At 57.0% G+C, this 14,359-nt stretch carries 19 protein-coding genes; 10 read left to right on the top strand and 9 right to left on the bottom strand.

The annotated features are described in order from the left end of the window. Nucleotides 1-8: 8 nt before the first annotated feature. From GOW09_RS09360 to GOW09_RS09345, 4 genes are all read right to left on the bottom strand, one after another. Nucleotides 9-392, bottom strand: coding sequence for an NADH:ubiquinone oxidoreductase subunit NDUFA12 (locus GOW09_RS09360; protein ID WP_152457346.1), 384 nt, complete (start codon nt 390-392; stop codon nt 9-11). Between the two features lie 79 nt (nt 393-471). Then, entirely contained in the window at nt 472-834 is a 363-nt protein-coding gene (locus GOW09_RS09355) for a RidA family protein (protein ID WP_171117647.1), read from the bottom strand. A 194-nt stretch (nt 835-1,028) separates the two neighbouring features. Then, nucleotides 1,029-2,297 (bottom strand): ATP-dependent Clp protease ATP-binding subunit ClpX, encoded by a 1,269-nt coding sequence (gene clpX, locus GOW09_RS09350; RefSeq protein WP_171117645.1) that lies wholly within the window; start codon nt 2,295-2,297, stop codon nt 1,029-1,031. A 131-nt stretch (nt 2,298-2,428) separates the two neighbouring features. Beyond that, nucleotides 2,429-3,061, bottom strand: a complete 633-nt coding sequence (locus GOW09_RS09345) for an ATP-dependent Clp protease proteolytic subunit (protein ID WP_117869644.1) — start codon at nt 3,059-3,061, stop codon at nt 2,429-2,431. Between the two features lie 368 nt (nt 3,062-3,429). Between GOW09_RS09345 and GOW09_RS09340 the strand changes: the two genes are divergently transcribed. From GOW09_RS09340 to GOW09_RS09330, 3 genes are all read left to right on the top strand, one after another. Continuing rightward, nucleotides 3,430-3,771, top strand: a complete 342-nt coding sequence (locus GOW09_RS09340) for a helix-turn-helix transcriptional regulator (protein ID WP_171117644.1) — start codon at nt 3,430-3,432, stop codon at nt 3,769-3,771. Between the two features lie 61 nt (nt 3,772-3,832). Beyond that, the gene (locus GOW09_RS09335) at nt 3,833-3,970 is read left to right on the top strand and encodes an entericidin A/B family lipoprotein (RefSeq protein ID WP_152457342.1); all 138 of its coding nucleotides are present in this window, start codon (nt 3,833-3,835) and stop codon (nt 3,968-3,970) included. Between the two features lie 828 nt (nt 3,971-4,798). Beyond that, on the top strand, nt 4,799-5,215 hold the full coding sequence (locus GOW09_RS09330; protein ID WP_171117642.1) for a type II toxin-antitoxin system Phd/YefM family antitoxin: 417 nt from the start codon (nt 4,799-4,801) through the stop codon (nt 5,213-5,215). 100 nt (nt 5,216-5,315) lie between these two features. On the opposite strand, the gene GOW09_RS09325 is transcribed toward GOW09_RS09330, so the two are convergent. The 3 genes from GOW09_RS09325 to GOW09_RS09315 all read right to left on the bottom strand — a co-directional run bounded on the left by GOW09_RS09325 (nt 5,316) and on the right by GOW09_RS09315 (nt 6,527). Beyond that, nucleotides 5,316-5,765, bottom strand: a complete 450-nt coding sequence (locus GOW09_RS09325) for a hypothetical protein (protein WP_152457340.1) — start codon at nt 5,763-5,765, stop codon at nt 5,316-5,318. 106 nt (nt 5,766-5,871) lie between these two features. Beyond that, a complete protein-coding gene (locus GOW09_RS09320) occupies nt 5,872-6,192 on the bottom strand; it encodes a hypothetical protein (protein WP_171117641.1) in 321 nt (106 codons plus the stop codon). Between the two features lie 113 nt (nt 6,193-6,305). Continuing rightward, nucleotides 6,306-6,527 carry a hypothetical protein gene (locus tag GOW09_RS09315; RefSeq protein ID WP_171117639.1) on the bottom strand — a complete coding sequence of 74 codons (222 nt, stop codon included), beginning with the start codon at nt 6,525-6,527 and terminating at the stop codon, nt 6,306-6,308. 260 nt (nt 6,528-6,787) lie between these two features. Between GOW09_RS09315 and GOW09_RS09310 the strand changes: the two genes are divergently transcribed. Further along, nucleotides 6,788-7,417 carry a DUF488 family protein gene (locus GOW09_RS09310; RefSeq protein WP_171117636.1) on the top strand — a complete coding sequence of 210 codons (630 nt, stop codon included), beginning with the start codon at nt 6,788-6,790 and terminating at the stop codon, nt 7,415-7,417. Then, entirely contained in the window at nt 7,362-8,123 is a 762-nt protein-coding gene (locus GOW09_RS09305; RefSeq protein WP_171117635.1) for a hypothetical protein, read from the top strand. The genes GOW09_RS09310 and GOW09_RS09305 overlap by 56 nt, the downstream gene beginning before the upstream one ends. On the opposite strand, the gene lepA is transcribed toward GOW09_RS09305, so the two are convergent. Beyond that, nucleotides 8,120-9,919: a translation elongation factor 4 gene (lepA, locus tag GOW09_RS09300; protein WP_171117632.1), complete on the bottom strand. Its 1,800-nt coding sequence runs from the start codon at nt 9,917-9,919 to the stop codon at nt 8,120-8,122. The genes GOW09_RS09305 and lepA overlap by 4 nt on opposite strands. A gap of 161 nt (nt 9,920-10,080) precedes the next feature. On the opposite strand from lepA, the gene GOW09_RS09295 reads away from it, so the two are divergent. From GOW09_RS09295 to GOW09_RS09285, 3 genes are all read left to right on the top strand, one after another. Then, a complete protein-coding gene (locus GOW09_RS09295) occupies nt 10,081-11,181 on the top strand; it encodes a Hint domain-containing protein (protein WP_171117630.1) in 1,101 nt (366 codons plus the stop codon). Between the two features lie 2 nt (nt 11,182-11,183). Then, entirely contained in the window at nt 11,184-11,492 is a 309-nt protein-coding gene (locus GOW09_RS09290; protein WP_152457335.1) for a hypothetical protein, read from the top strand. 65 nt (nt 11,493-11,557) lie between these two features. Next, on the top strand, nt 11,558-12,511 hold the full coding sequence (locus tag GOW09_RS09285) for a LysR family transcriptional regulator (RefSeq protein WP_171117629.1): 954 nt from the start codon (nt 11,558-11,560) through the stop codon (nt 12,509-12,511). Here the strand turns inward: GOW09_RS09285 and GOW09_RS09280 are convergent. After that, entirely contained in the window at nt 12,508-12,951 is a 444-nt protein-coding gene (locus GOW09_RS09280; RefSeq protein WP_171117626.1) for a low molecular weight protein-tyrosine-phosphatase, read from the bottom strand. The genes GOW09_RS09285 and GOW09_RS09280 overlap by 4 nt on opposite strands. 28 nt (nt 12,952-12,979) lie before the next feature. Between GOW09_RS09280 and GOW09_RS09275 the strand changes: the two genes are divergently transcribed. Together GOW09_RS09275 and GOW09_RS09270 are read left to right on the top strand one after the other, a co-directional pair. After that, entirely contained in the window at nt 12,980-13,678 is a 699-nt protein-coding gene (locus GOW09_RS09275; RefSeq protein ID WP_171117625.1) for an NAD-dependent deacylase, read from the top strand. Nucleotides 13,679-13,739: 61 nt separating this feature from the next. Beyond that, the gene (locus GOW09_RS09270; RefSeq protein WP_171117624.1) at nt 13,740-14,348 is read left to right on the top strand and encodes an HdeD family acid-resistance protein; all 609 of its coding nucleotides are present in this window, start codon (nt 13,740-13,742) and stop codon (nt 14,346-14,348) included. Nucleotides 14,349-14,359 lie beyond the last annotated feature (11 nt).

Here is a 14,359-nt window from a genome sequence, read left to right as displayed (position 1 = left end):
CGCCTCGTTTATTCCGGGCTCCAGGCCTCATAGTCCTTACGTTCAACCGGTTCCGCGCGACGCAGAGATCCGGCAGGAGCATAGGCCAGCGCGGTGCCGGTCAGGTTTTCCTGATGTGGTTTTTCCCAGGATTTATGCGGCAGCGGTTTATCTGTCGGAGGTTCGTCCCAAGTGCGATGCAACCAACCATGCCATTCAGGATCAACCCGGCTGGCTTCGGCCTCGCCATTGAAGATAACCCAACGCTTGCTGTCATCGGCATTGCGATAGAACACGTTGCCTTCATTGTCTTCGCCCACTTTCACGCCCTTGCGTGCAGTGTAGATCTGAGTGTTCAAAGTTGACCCATTCCACCAGGTCACGGCTCGCAAAAGACTGTTCAGGATTCCCATCGGGTGCCTCCGGCATTTCGTCGAAGAAAGGTATGGACCAAAGGCCCGCCAAGGTCCAGTGCCCCTGATACCACCTGCGTCACTCCGGCAGAAAGGCGGTCACTTCGATCTCGATCCTGTATTTCGGATCAATCAAACCGCATTCAATCATTGTCGCTGCCGGAGGATTGGTGCCAAAAGTTTCGGCCAGGATCGGCCAGCACGGCTCGAACTCGTTGCGATCGGGCAGCATGTATGTGACCCGAACCACATCGTCAAAGCCTGCGCCCGCCTCGGCCAGCGCCTTGCCGATGATGTCCAGCGCAGACCGGCATTGCGCCACCACGTCCTCGCCCTGCCCGACGGTCCCGGCGACGTGAACCCATCCGCCCGCGACCACCGCACGGCAGTACCCGACTTTGGCTTCGAACTCACCACCCGAGGAGATGCGCTTCACTGCCATAATTCGTCACCTTTGTGGTTCGAAAACTTGCTTAAGCTTCCGCCGCCTAACTGCGCCGACACCCATGTGCGAGCGACGGATCCACAGCTTCATCTGGCTAAAAATATCCCGGGGGGATGCCCGAAGGGCAGCGGGGGCAGAGCCCCCTGAACCGGTTCAAGTGAAGTCCCACCGTCGCGGCAAATAGCCCGGCCTCAGCCCGCCGAGGCCGATTCTTTGGCCGCATCGGCATAGATGAACAGCGGCTGCGCGTCGGACATCACCGCCTCTTCGTTCACCACAACCTCGCTGACATTTTTCATGCCCGGCAGTTCGAACATGGTGTCCAGCAGAATATCCTCGAGAATAGACCGCAGGCCGCGCGCACCGGTTTTGCGCTCGATGGCTTTCTTGGCAATCGCTTTCAGCGCGTCATCGGTGAATCCCAGCTCAACATCTTCCAGTTCGAACAGACGCTGGTATTGCTTGACCAATGCGTTCTTGGGTTTGGTCAGGATGGTCACCAGCGCGTCTTCATCCAAATCCTCTAGCGTCGCCAGAACCGGCAGACGACCGACGAATTCCGGGATCAGTCCGAATTTCAGCAGATCCTCGGGTTCCAGATCCTTGAATATCTCACCCACACCGCGGTCGTCATTGTCGCGCACATCGGCACCAAAGCCCATGGCCGAGCCTTTGCCACGTTGCGCGATGATCTTGTCCAGACCCGCGAATGCACCGCCACAGATGAACAGAATGTTCGTCGTGTCCACTTGCAGGAATTCCTGCTGGGGATGCTTGCGGCCACCCTGTGGGGGGACGCTGGCCACTGTCCCCTCCATCAGTTTCAGCAAGGCCTGCTGCACGCCCTCACCCGACACGTCACGCGTGATCGAGGGGTTTTCGGATTTGCGGGTAATCTTGTCGACCTCATCGATATAGACGATGCCGCGCTGCGCGCGTTCGACGTTGTACTCACTCGCCTGCAACAGCTTGAGGATGATGTTTTCGACATCCTCACCCACATAGCCGGCTTCGGTCAGGGTCGTCGCGTCGGCCATGGTAAACGGCACATCCAGAATACGCGCCAGCGTTTGCGCCAGCAGCGTCTTACCGCAACCGGTCGGACCGATCAGCAGGATATTCGACTTTGCCAGCTCGATATCGCTGCCCGCTTTCTGAGCGTGGTTCAAACGCTTGTAATGGTTGTGAACGGCCACCGACAGAACCCGCTTTGCCGTGGCCTGACCGATTACATAATCGTCCAGTACTTCGCAGATATCCTTGGGCGTCGGAACACCGTCAGAAGACTTCAGCCCGCTGGCCTTGGTCTCTTCGCGGATGATGTCCATGCACAGCTCAACACATTCATCACAGATGAAAACTGTGGGGCCTGCGATCAGCTTACGGACTTCATGCTGGCTTTTGCCACAGAAGCTGCAGTAGAGCGTGTTTTTACCATCGCCGCCTGAATTCGTCGCCATGATCTACCTTTCGGGCTTCGTCCCTGCGCCCCTTTTCGGGGGCGCTTACACCTGTGTGTGCAGCTTAGGCCAGCACTCTGGCGGCTACAATCTCAAAATGACCCCCGCGCCGGTGACGCGGGGTATTGGCCTCAGGCCTCTTCCGTATCCATTTTCGCTCGGTTTTCGACGATCTCGTCGATGTGACCCCATTCCTTGGCCTCTTCCGGGCTCATGAAATTGTCACGATCCAGCGCTTTTTCGACCGCCTTTTTCGTTTGCCCCGTATGACGTACGTAGATGTCATACAGGCGATCCTTCAGCTTTTGCGTCTCGGCCGCGTGAATCATGATGTCGCTGGCCTGGCCCTGGTATCCGCCACTGGGCTGGTGCACCATGATGCGGCTGTTGGGCAGTGAAAAGCGCATTCCCTTCTCGCCCCCGGCCAAAAGGACCGAGCCCATTGAAGCCGCCTGACCGATCACCAATGTGGAACATTTTGGCTTGATGTATTGCATTGTGTCGTAAATCGACAAACCGCTGGTCACCACCCCGCCCGGCGAGTTGATGTAGATCGAGATTTCCTTGTTGGGGTTTTCCGCCTCGAGGTGCAGCAATTGCGCCACAACAAGATGGCTCATCCCATCATGAATCGGTCCGTTGATGAATATGATCCGCTCTTTCAGCAGGCGGGAGAAAATATCATAGGCGCGCTCGCCCCGGCTGGTCTGCTCAACGACCATGGGAACAAGTGTATTCATGTAGGTTTCTACGGGATCGAACATTCGTAACCTGCCTGTTTAGCTATGGATCGGGACAATATCCCAACAAGTGTTACCTGAGTCTTAGTGTCGGCTAAGGGGGGCTGCAAGGGGGGCAAGTGAGAACGCTGACCGAATGTCGATCATCATCAATCGTCAAGGCGAACCATCTGTTGTTTCCGGCAACGATCCGCAGATCGCCTTAAAGTGAATCATCTGCCCCCTCGCGTTGCGGGAACGTTCAATCCGAATTCCCCTTTCATACATCACGCTATTTTGATTCATACATATAGAAATGAATGTACGAAACGTGTACTGAAGGGTCTCACACTCACGCCTCTTTACGTAACGGAAACAACACCCGGCCAACGGGTTTGCAAGGAACTCAATCGATGGCACTTCCTCAGCTGTCCAATGACATGTCAAAAGAAGATTTTGACCGCATGGTCACCAACGCGACACGCGCTTCCAATTTTCTCAAGGCAATAAGCCACGAAGGCAGATTGATGATCCTCTGCCATCTGGTGTCCGGTGAAAAATCCGTCACCGAACTGGAAGAATTGCTGTCCGCCAGACAAGCCGCTGTATCACAGCAACTTTCCCGTCTGCGACTTGAAGGGTTGGTGATACCTCGCAGGGAAGGCAAAGCCATCTATTATCGTCTGGCGGATGATCGTCCCCGCCGCATGCTCGAAGTCGTTTACGAGCTCTTCTGCAGCGACGGTCCGGCCTAGGAACTGGCTCCGGCTGATAAAAGGTGCTACCGAAAAACAATCGAGCACCAAGGAGACGAACATGATCCGCGTAATTCTGATGGGCCTGAGCCTGTTTGCACTGACTGCCTGCGAAACCGCCAAAGGCGCCGGCAAGGATATCGAAAAAGCCGGAGATGCCATCCAAGGCGCAGCAACCGACGTGCAGGAAAGCCTGTAATACACTTTATTTTGCGCCGCGCGCGGGCCTTCTCTCAATATATAGTTGAAAGACATGGCATGCCGCGGTAGCTTTCCCTTACAGGTGCATAGACGCGGCATTGCATCATCTGACGCTAAATCGGGGCTCTTTCGCACACGCAGAAGAGCCCCGGTCCCTTTCGGCAGGGGTGAGTGGTAGCCTGTATGAAACCGAAATCCGGCAAAGGAAAAGGCGCCAGGTGCGCAGACGCGGTCTTTGCATGCATCCTTTCGGACACTCCTGACGCCTTACCGGGTCGATGCGCTCCGAAGAGCACCCGATCCAGTTGCTACAGCCCCCTGAGAGACTGCAGCGGCTGCCTTGCCCCCGAAGAGACATCACAGCGTGCATCGGCCTTCTGAGAAGGTAACCATCCGACTTGGGCATGAAGCCCTCACTCGGCTGATCACCCACCGGTAAGCCATTGCAGTTCAACGCAAATCCTAAGATCCAGTCTCTCTGCCAAGACCCCCGGGCCTTTGCGTCCCACCTTCGGTTCCGAAGAACCTGTGTGGTGTTCAGACTGTTGCAGCATGCCTTGTATCTGACAAGAAAATAGCACCGCAGCATGAAAATTAGACGGGGATAAACTGTTGGTATCTGCCGGGAAATCTTTGTGGATAATCCGAGAAGTTTCGACTCCACGCATGTTTGTCCCGGGACATTTTCAGGCCTGAACCTGAGCCCGGTTTTTGGCCCAATGCTGCGGGCGCAAAGGCCACCGTACGCGCCATTAGTTGAGAATCGCAGGATTTGTACAACTCTCGGACCACCAATCTTTCGAATCGTACATACGGAGATTCGCCGATGCGTTGCACCATTTCCCATGCGCGCGCCCATTTGGGCGCTCTGGTCACCCGCGCCCAGGACCCGCGAGAAGTGATCATACTGACCCGGCACGGTAAACCGCTGGCCGTTCTGGTCTCGGTCGCCGAAGCGAAGCGGATCTGGCATTTGCAGGATGATGACGAAATCGGGTGGAAACATCCGCTGTCGGGCATTCGCGGGATGTGGTCGCGGGGACGCAACATCCCCGGAATGGAACCGGGACCGGACGGCAGCTATGTCACCGCGCGCGAAGCCGCGCTGAAGGTTCGCGAAATCCAGATGACCCGCGCCGAGGAACGCCGCATTCTTGCGCGGGGTGGTCTGGATCCTGTCGCAGGCGGTGAACTGGCCGCCCGGCCCGTCTCCTCGCTGTGGAGACGATTGTTCCGTTTTTGAGAAGCGGTCCGACCCGCGCGTGGCAACCTACTAACCTCCGCCGCAGTCAAAATTGCAGCAGCGATACTTACCCCCTACAATCGCCCGGGCCGGACACGCTTCAGTTCACCTGACGTTCCAGAACGGTGCTGTAGGTCGTTCCGTTCCGCAGGCTACGGAAATCGGCAAAGATCTTGCCATCTTCGTACCGCGCATCGATCAACGCATTCGCGCCGATCAGCAGAGGTGAGGTTTCGACGATGCCGATGCTGCCCGTCCCATCGAGGCTGATGGTGCCGGTGGCCTCGTATTCATTCCAGTCGGTATCGCCATCGCGACGCCATTTGCTGTGCCCCCAGAAAACGTTGCCGTCCTGAAGCTGCACATCCAGCATCCATTCAGCCTGATTGAACCGGGGCTGATCGCCTTTGTAGTAATGGCTGGGCTGGACAGTCGTGTAAGACCCCAGCCAGGTGCCGCGCAGGTCGGGCGTGGTATCGGCCAGCGCGGCCGTTCCAAGGGCGAGGGTCGTGGCCAAAGCGGCTGCTCCGGCAGTCATATATCTGGTCATGGGCTCTCTCCTTCTGTCTGGTAAACAGATTGGGAGAGCTCGGGCAGGTTACAACTTACTTAAGGGAAACTTCATGATTGGTTCAGCGGCGGCTTAGAATGGGGCTTCAGGCCCAGGCCAGAGCTGTCCCGACAATGACCAGCGCAATGCCAATCCCCTCGCGATAGGAAAAGTTCTCGCCAAACAGGAAATACGAGGCGATGGCGATCAGCACGACCTCGGCCCCCAGAATGCCGGTATAGATGATGCCCAGCCGTTCCTCGCGCAGCGCGGCGAGTTCCAGCGTTGCCCCGGCCAGCAGTGTCGCGACGATCAGCAGGCCAAGACCCACGCCGGGAAGCTTCCACCAGAACTTCATCGCGATCATGGCCACGGAATAGAGACCCGCCGACCCGAGGGCGATGATGGGGATCATGGATGTGGACATCTGCGCCTCCTGCCGAGGGTTCCGGTGGGTCAAGTGTAGCAGGACGGTAAGGTTGGAGCTGTGAGGTGGGTCACAGGTGTTAGGTGGACGACCGATAAACCACTGATATGATACTATTTAAACGTTCGAATTAGATAAAAGACTATGTGAAACATGCTGTAGAATCCCCAGCCACCAACAAAGAGAAACAGTACCCAACCGGGGTTAAATTCCCGCTGATCAAAGGCGCGGAAAGTGTTGTCCGCAATGCTTTGCAAAACAAAGTAGGAAAGAAACGTCAGGCCAATCGTCGCGACGGGCCAGCGCTCCAAGATAGTTCGATAGTTCATTGCCATAGCAACAACCTAATGACGTGATCTGTCAGCGGCTAGTCACAGATTTCTAAGTCCTAAGGGCAGCGCCGGCCCGAGGGGAGGCGCAAACGCGCCGCCCGTTTTGCCGGAGGCAAACCTCCGGTTTGACGGGGGCGGGTCATCCCGGAGGCATGCTTTCAGCATGACGCGGCCCGGCGGTGCCGCCGGGTGGATGGGTTGTCGGTCACGCAACAACCAATTGTTATCGTTTGCTAGGCATCATATTCCGAAAGAAAATTGCAATGAGGCATCACTCTCTGTTTTCATGCGAAGAAAAACCTACTATTGGCACGTTTTCATTTATCATTCCTCAAGACAAAACACTCCTTTCGAAAGACAAATCAGGTGAGGCCAAAATGAAGGAACTATTTACAATCGGATACGAAGGTTCCTCTGTCGAAGACCTCGTGGCGACCCTAGTCGCGATGCGAATAGAGGTGCTGGCCGACGTTCGTGAATTACCCATCTCAAGAAAGAAAGGACTCTCCAAGAACAAACTTGCCGAACGGCTCAATGAAGTCGGCATCAAGTATTTACATTTTCGAGCATTGGGAGACCCGAAGGAAGGACGCGACGCCGCCAAATCTGGCAACTATCAAAAATTCGAATCTATTTTTCTTAACCATTTAGAAACCGAAAACGCCCAGAATGCGTTTGGCGATCTACTTCAGATTGCAGCCGACAATAAAACTTGCATGATGTGCTTTGAACGATGCGCAACTCATTGTCATCGTTCATATATTGCTGATGCAGCAGCATCTCACAACTTTGAAATTTATAATTTGGTCGCAGACAAACCAGAACAGTATCAAAAAAATGGAATTGAAATCCCGCGTTACCATCCTCGTCAAAGCCTCACCGCAGCCGAGTAAAAGCCATCAAGAGACCGTTTGTTGCGCTGGTTTAGATCCAAACGGGGATTGGAAACGGCTTTTCCCAGTGCGGTTTCGCCATCTTCAAGATGAACAGTCATTCAAACGCTGGAGCGTTGTTGAGTTTGAGTACTCTCGGCCCACTCGTGATGCTAGGCTGGAGAGTTGTCGAGTTCACGAGGAGTCTATTCACGTCATAGCTCAAGTTACAGATCGCGATAAGAGATCGCGTCTCGTTTCGCCTGTGATTGTCGCCTCAGAAGTTGAGGCAGCCAACAGAGGGCAGAGCCTTGCCGCAATCCGTCCAACAGACGTCGAACTGCTTTGCCGCAAACGCGATGTTAGTGAAATTGAAGAAGCGAGAGCTGCCTTTGAAGCACAGGCGAGACAAGCTTCAATGTTTGACAAAGAACTCGATGTGATTGAACCCTGCCCATACGAGTTCAAAATGAGCTTCCTCGATGGAGATGGGAAGAGGCGGAACAAATTGTGTGGAGACTGGGAAACCCAAGCTGCGTTCTTCAATCTCAAAAGAAGCTATGGAGAAGAGAGCGCCATCAAACACCTGCGTGAAACATATTGCGAAAAATATGTTTCGACCGGCATTGTTTTTGCGCTCGGCAACATGGCTAGCCGACCTCAGACTTGGCAATTACTGGGAATATTCTCACTGCCGGAGCCCCCTCAATTGAGCTTGTTCAGTTAGCTGTCCATTTTTAAGGCGCTAATAAACGCCTCCTGCGGGATGTCGACCTTCCCGAACTGGCGCATCTTCTTCTTACCCGCCTTCTGCTTGTCCAGCAGTTTGCGTTTCCGCGTGGCGTCGCCGCCGTAGCATTTGGCGGTCACGTCCTTGCGCAGGGCGGACAGGGTCTCGCGGGCGATGACCTTGCCGCCGATGGCCGCCTGGATCGGGATTTTGAACATGTGGCGCGGGATCAGGTCCTTGAGCTTCTCGCACATCGCCCGGCCCCGCATCTCGGCCCGGTCGCGGTGAACCATGGTCGACAGCGCGTCAACGGGTTCGTCATTTACCAGCACCGACATCTTGACCAGATTGTCCTCGGTATAGCCGGTCATCTGGTAGTCGAACGAGGCATAGCCCTTGGTCACCGATTTCAGGCGGTCGTAGAAGTCAAAGACGACCTCATTCAGCGGCAGGTCATAGACGACCATGGCGCGGCTACCCGCATAGGTCAGGTCCATTTGGATACCGCGTCGGTCCTGACACAGTTTCAGCACGTCGCCCAGGAATTCATCGGGCACCAGAATGGTCGCCTTGATGCGCGGTTCCTCGATATGGTCGACCTTGGACGGATCGGGCATGTCGGCGGGGTTGTGCAGCTCGATCATCTCGCCGTCTTTCATGTAGACGTGATAGATCACCGACGGCGCGGTTGTGATGAGCTCGATATCGTATTCGCGTTCGATGCGGTCGCGGATGACCTCAAGGTGCAGAAGGCCAAGGAAGCCGCAGCGGAAGCCAAAGCCCAGCGCGGCCGAGGTTTCCATTTCAAAGCTAAAGCTGGCGTCGTTGAGCGCTAGTTTGTCGATCGCATCCCGCAGATCTTCGAACTCGGCACTGTCCACCGGGAACAGGCCGCAGAACACCACCGGCTGCGCGGGTTTGAAGCCCGGCAGGGCCTCTTCGGTGCCGTTGCGGTCATTGGTGATGGTGTCACCCACGCGGGTGTCGCGGACCTGTTTGATGGATGCGGTGAGGAAGCCGATCTCACCGGGGCCAAGGCTGTCAACCATCTCCATCTCAGGCCGGAAGACGCCGACACGGTCGACATGGTGCAGGGTGCCATTCGACATGAACTTGACCCGCATGCCCTTTTTCAGCGTGCCGTCCATGATGCGGACCAGAACGATGACGCCCAGATAGGCGTCGTACCACGAATCCACCAGCATCGCCTTGAGAGGCGCGTCCAGATTGCCCTTCGGTGCGGGCAGGTGCTGCACGATTGCTTCCAGAGTTTCGTGGATGCCCTGCCCCGTCTTGGCGGAAACCTGAATGGCATCGGTCGCGTCGATGCCGATCACATCTTCGATCTGTTCGGCCACGCGGTCACAGTCGGACGCGGGCAGGTCGATCTTGTTCAGCACCGGCACGATCTCATGATCCGCGTCGATGGCCTGATACACGTTCGCAAGCGTCTGCGCCTCGACCCCTTGGGTCGAGTCCACGACCAGCAGAGAGCCTTCGACCGCGCGCATCGACCGCGAGACTTCATAGGCGAAGTCCACGTGGCCGGGGGTGTCGATCAGGTTCAGCACGTACTGTTCGCCATTGTCGGCGGTATAGTCGATGCGAACCGTGTTGGCCTTGATGGTGATGCCGCGTTCGCGCTCGATATCCATGCTGTCGAGCAGCTGTTCCTTCATGTCGCGATCCTTGACCGTGCCGGTCTCTTGGATGAGCCGGTCAGCAAGGGTGGATTTGCCATGGTCGATATGCGCGACGATGGAGAAATTGCGGATATGAGCGAGGTCTGTCATGGAGTGGGATATGTCGGGAGTTTTGCCCCTCGTCAAGCGTTGAAGCGTTGCAAAAAAGGTCCCACCCGCGCCTTTCTGTTCAGCGGCATTTACCCGAAATCAGTGAATAGTTAAGATGATCGCATCATCTGGCCGTTTCAAAAACAGAAAGCAGGGAAGACTTGGCCGATTATTCGATCTTTGTGTTGGGTGAAGGTCAATTGTCCGTCTCTGTGGCGCAGGGTCTGGACGGGATCAATCAGGGCACGGGGATTCATCTTATTGGCGAGACGATTACAATCAATTCGCGCACTGCGACCGAAGTTTTCATCACGGATGCCGGATCGGACACCAACTTTTCCGACAATGATGGCAATCAGCGGTTAAACGGCGATCAGACAATCGATGGTACGCTTTTCGCCAGCGGCACGCGTGTTGAAGCCGAATATGGTATTACGCTGACAGATGGGACAACCACGTGGCAGGCGGTTGCGTTCAACGTGAACAACTCATCACCGGCATATGGAACCGTCGAGGGCATCGCATTCATCGGCGGACCCGGACAGTTTCCACCAGCCGGAGTGCCTCTGACGGTCGTCAATACGCAAGAAGGCCCAAGCTTCGCATCAAACGCATATGTCAGCCCCATTTGCTACTGCCGTGGGACACTGATCGAAACCAAATCCGGATACCGCCCCATCGAAATGCTGAAGCCGGGTGATGAGATTTGGACCCGTGACAATGGCTATCTACCTGTCATCTGGACGGGCGAACAGGCTGTCATCACAGCCGGACGTTTCAGAATGGTCGAAATTCCCGAGGGAACGCTTTCGAATTTCGCGCCTTTGAAAGTGTCACAGCAACACAGAATGCTGGTCACGCACCCTTTGGCTGAAATCCTTTGTGCAGAGAACGAAGTGTTTGTTCCAGCCATCAGCCTTGTTGATGCGGGCATTGCAACATTGTGCAGAGAAAACAGTGCAATTTACCATCATCTGCTGCTTGAGACACATAATGTCATTAACGCCAACGGAGCAATTTCCGAAAGCCTGCTGCTGGCACCATCCACCAGCGGCCAGAACCCGGATGATCTGTTCTTTCGCAGCCTGATCGATCAGGATTCATATGCCGTTGAAACCGCGAGGCTGACGCTGAAGAGAAAAGAGGCAACATTCCTGATCAACAGCATCTTGTCCGTTGATCCAAACTCCAGTTTGATTCATACTTCGCCGCAGGCCGAGAGGGGCGCAAGATCCCTCCGGGCAGGCAAAAACGAGGCATGAGCATGAAACAGTTCCTCTTAATCGCATTTTGTGCGGCATCTCTGACGGCGGTGGCTCCGGTTGCTGACGCGGCGCAGATCAAGCGGGCGTGTCTGGCGTCGGATCGATCAGCGGCGACGCGGGATCGGTGCAGTTGCATCCAGCGCGTAGCAGATCAGGCGCTTACCCGTAGCGATCAGAAAACCGTGGCCAAATGGTTCACTGACCCCCATCAGGCGCAACAGTTAAAGATGTCGCAGACCGCGCGCGATGATGCGCTGTGGGACCGGTATCAGAACTTTGGCCAGATGGCACAGGCGATCTGCAGCTAAGCCCTTCTGAAACCTTGACCTGATCCACGCTGCGCCCCAGAAAGGCGCAGCGAAAGGTGTATCTTATGGTGATGAAAGGGCTGACCCTGCGGGGCCTTGAGGTGTTCGAGGCTTTGGCGCGGACGGGATCGGTGGCACAGGCCGCCGAGATCACGGGGCTCAGCCAGCCATCCGTTTCCCAACAGTTGCGCAATCTGGAAAAGGCTCTGGGCACCGAACTGGTCGATCACGGGCGCCGACCGATGCGCCTGACACAGGCCGGGCGCAGCTTTCTGGTGCGCGCCGAAGCGGTTCTGGCCGAGCTGCAAATGGCACAAAGCGAATTGTCGGTCATGGATCTGGGGCATCTGACCACTTTGTCCATCGGGCTGATCGACGACTTCGACAATGATCTGACCCCGCGGTTGGCCACGTTGCTGGCAGACAGTCTGACCCGATCGAATTTCAAACTGATCACCTTGTCGAGCCTCGATCTGTTCGAGGCCTTGGCCGAACAACGCCTGCATATGGCCGTCACCGCCCATAGCGGAGAAGTGCTGGAGGGGGTGGTCGAGTACCCTCTGGTCCGGGATCCGTTCATTCTGGTTGCGCCTCAGGGGGCGGGCGGAGTGGAGGCTGTGCAGAACAGCCTGCCGTATCTGCGCTATGCCCGCGAGCAATTGATCAGCCGGCAGATCGAGGCGCATATGGCGCGCGGCGCGCAGGAGTTCGAGGAACGGTTCGAGATCGGCTCGCACATGGCGCTGATGGCCATGGTTGCACGGGGTCTGGGTTGGGCGATCACGACGCCGCTGGGTTTCATGCGCGCCGCGCGGTTCCATGACGGGCTGGAAGCCCACGCTGCCCCGTTCGGGGATTTCTCGCGCAGCATATCATTGCTGGCGCGAACGGGCTGGTCCGATCAGGTGCCGCAGGAGGTGGCGGGCATGACACGGCGTCTGATGCAGAACCAGATCGTTGACCCGGCTTTGGCCAAACTGCCCTGGCTGAGCGGATCGCTGCGGGTGATCGGCGGCTAACTGTCCAGATGGGCGGCAAGCCCCTCGACCGCCGCTTCGATCAGGTCCAGAGCGCCATCGAAATCCCGCGTGTAATATGGGTCAGGCACATGATCCGCGCCGGCTTCAGGGGCGAAATCGGTCAGCAGGCGCACCGGGGTGTCACTGCCGGCGGGGCGCAGATCCTCGATATCCGCGATGTTGTTGGCGTCCATGCCCAGGATCAGGTCGAAGCGGTCGAAATCGGCAGCGGTGAACTGGCGGGCGCGCAGGTCGCCCAGATAGATTCCCCTGACCTTCGCCGCGGCCTGCATCGGGCCATAGGGCGGGTTCCCCGCATGCCAGCCCATGGTTCCGGCACTATCGGTTACGTGATGCGGCGCGCGAGCGCGAAAAACGCCCTCTGCCGCAGGCGAGCGGCAGATATTGCCCAGGCAGACAAAGAGGATACGGTGTGACATGTACCATGCTGTACCGCGCGGAGGAGAAATGGAAAAGATCGTGATTCTGACCGGGGCCGGAATATCCGCCGAAAGCGGGTTGAGCACCTTTCGCGATGAGGGTGGATTATGGGCCCAGCACCGGATCGAGGATGTCGCCACGCCGGAAGGATTCGCCCGCGACCCTGCACTGGTTCAGGGGTTTTACAATGCGCGGCGGGTTCAGGCCTCCAAGGTGCAACCCAATGCCGCTCATGAAGCACTGGCCCGGCTGCAACGTGACTGGCCCGGAGACGTCGTGATTGTCACCCAGAACGTGGACAGCCTGCACGAGGCGGGCGGCGCAAAGGATGTCATCCACATGCACGGAACTTTGGCGGGCGCGCTGTGTTCAGCCTGTGGCCATCGCTGGACCGCCCCGCCCGAAATGGCGGTTGGGGAATCCTGCCCCGCCTGTGCGCGGCCCACGGCCCGGCCCGATGTGGTCTGGTTTGGAGAGATACCCTATTACATGGACGAGATTTATGACCATCTGTCCAGCGCGTCGATTTTTGCCGCCATTGGCACCTCGGGCCAGGTTTATCCGGCGGCAGCGTTCGTGCACGAGGCACAAGCAGCGGGCGCTCGGACGATCGAGATCAATCTGGAACCGTCACCGGGCGCATCCGGGTTTGATGAAAGACTTGTCGGCAAAGCGACCCAGACAGTTCCGCGATGGGTCGGGCACCTTCTTGCACCGCATAGTTAAAGTACAGACAACACTCGCTTAATTCGGTTAGACTGCCCCCGAAACGACTGGAGGACAAGACATGACGGATCAGGACCCCCGGACTGGTGAAATTCTGGATGAAGGCAGCATGGCCGGGCGCGACATGCTGGGAGAGCAGCTTTCTGGCCTGTGGTGGACCTTTCTGCTGCGCGGAATACTGGCCGGGCTTGTCGGTATTGCAGCACTGTTCTGGCCGTCTGGCAGCATCGCGTTGCTGCTGCGGCTGGTTGGTGTGCTGCTGATCCTCGATGGTGGCCTGACGCTTTTGGGCGTTGGGCGTCGCGGGGTGATGGGCGGGGCTGCAATCGGTGCGCTTCTGATCGGGCTTGTCCTGCTGATCTGGCCGGAAGGGACGGTCAAACTGGCCTTTTTCCTGATGGGCGCATGGGCGCTGATCATCGGGATCGGTTCGCTTGCGGCATCCGGGCAAATGCACGAGAGAGACCCTCAACGCGGCTCCATGCGCGTTTCGGGTTTTGTCGCGCTTGTGGTCGGACTTGTTTTGATGATCTGGCCAGCGGTCGCGCTTGTTGCGCTGGGATGGGGCATCGCCTTTTCGGCGCTGGCCATTGCCGCGGTCATGTTCTGGCTGGCGTCCCGATTCCGCCAGGCCGGTGACCGTGTTGGTATGAAAACCGTCAACAAATAGCACCAACGGTG

The organism is Ruegeria sp. HKCCA5463, from assembly GCF_013034175.1.
In the GTDB taxonomy this organism is placed as follows: Bacteria; Pseudomonadota; Alphaproteobacteria; order Rhodobacterales; family Rhodobacteraceae; genus Ruegeria.
This window is presented reverse-complemented; position numbering and strand designations above follow the sequence as displayed.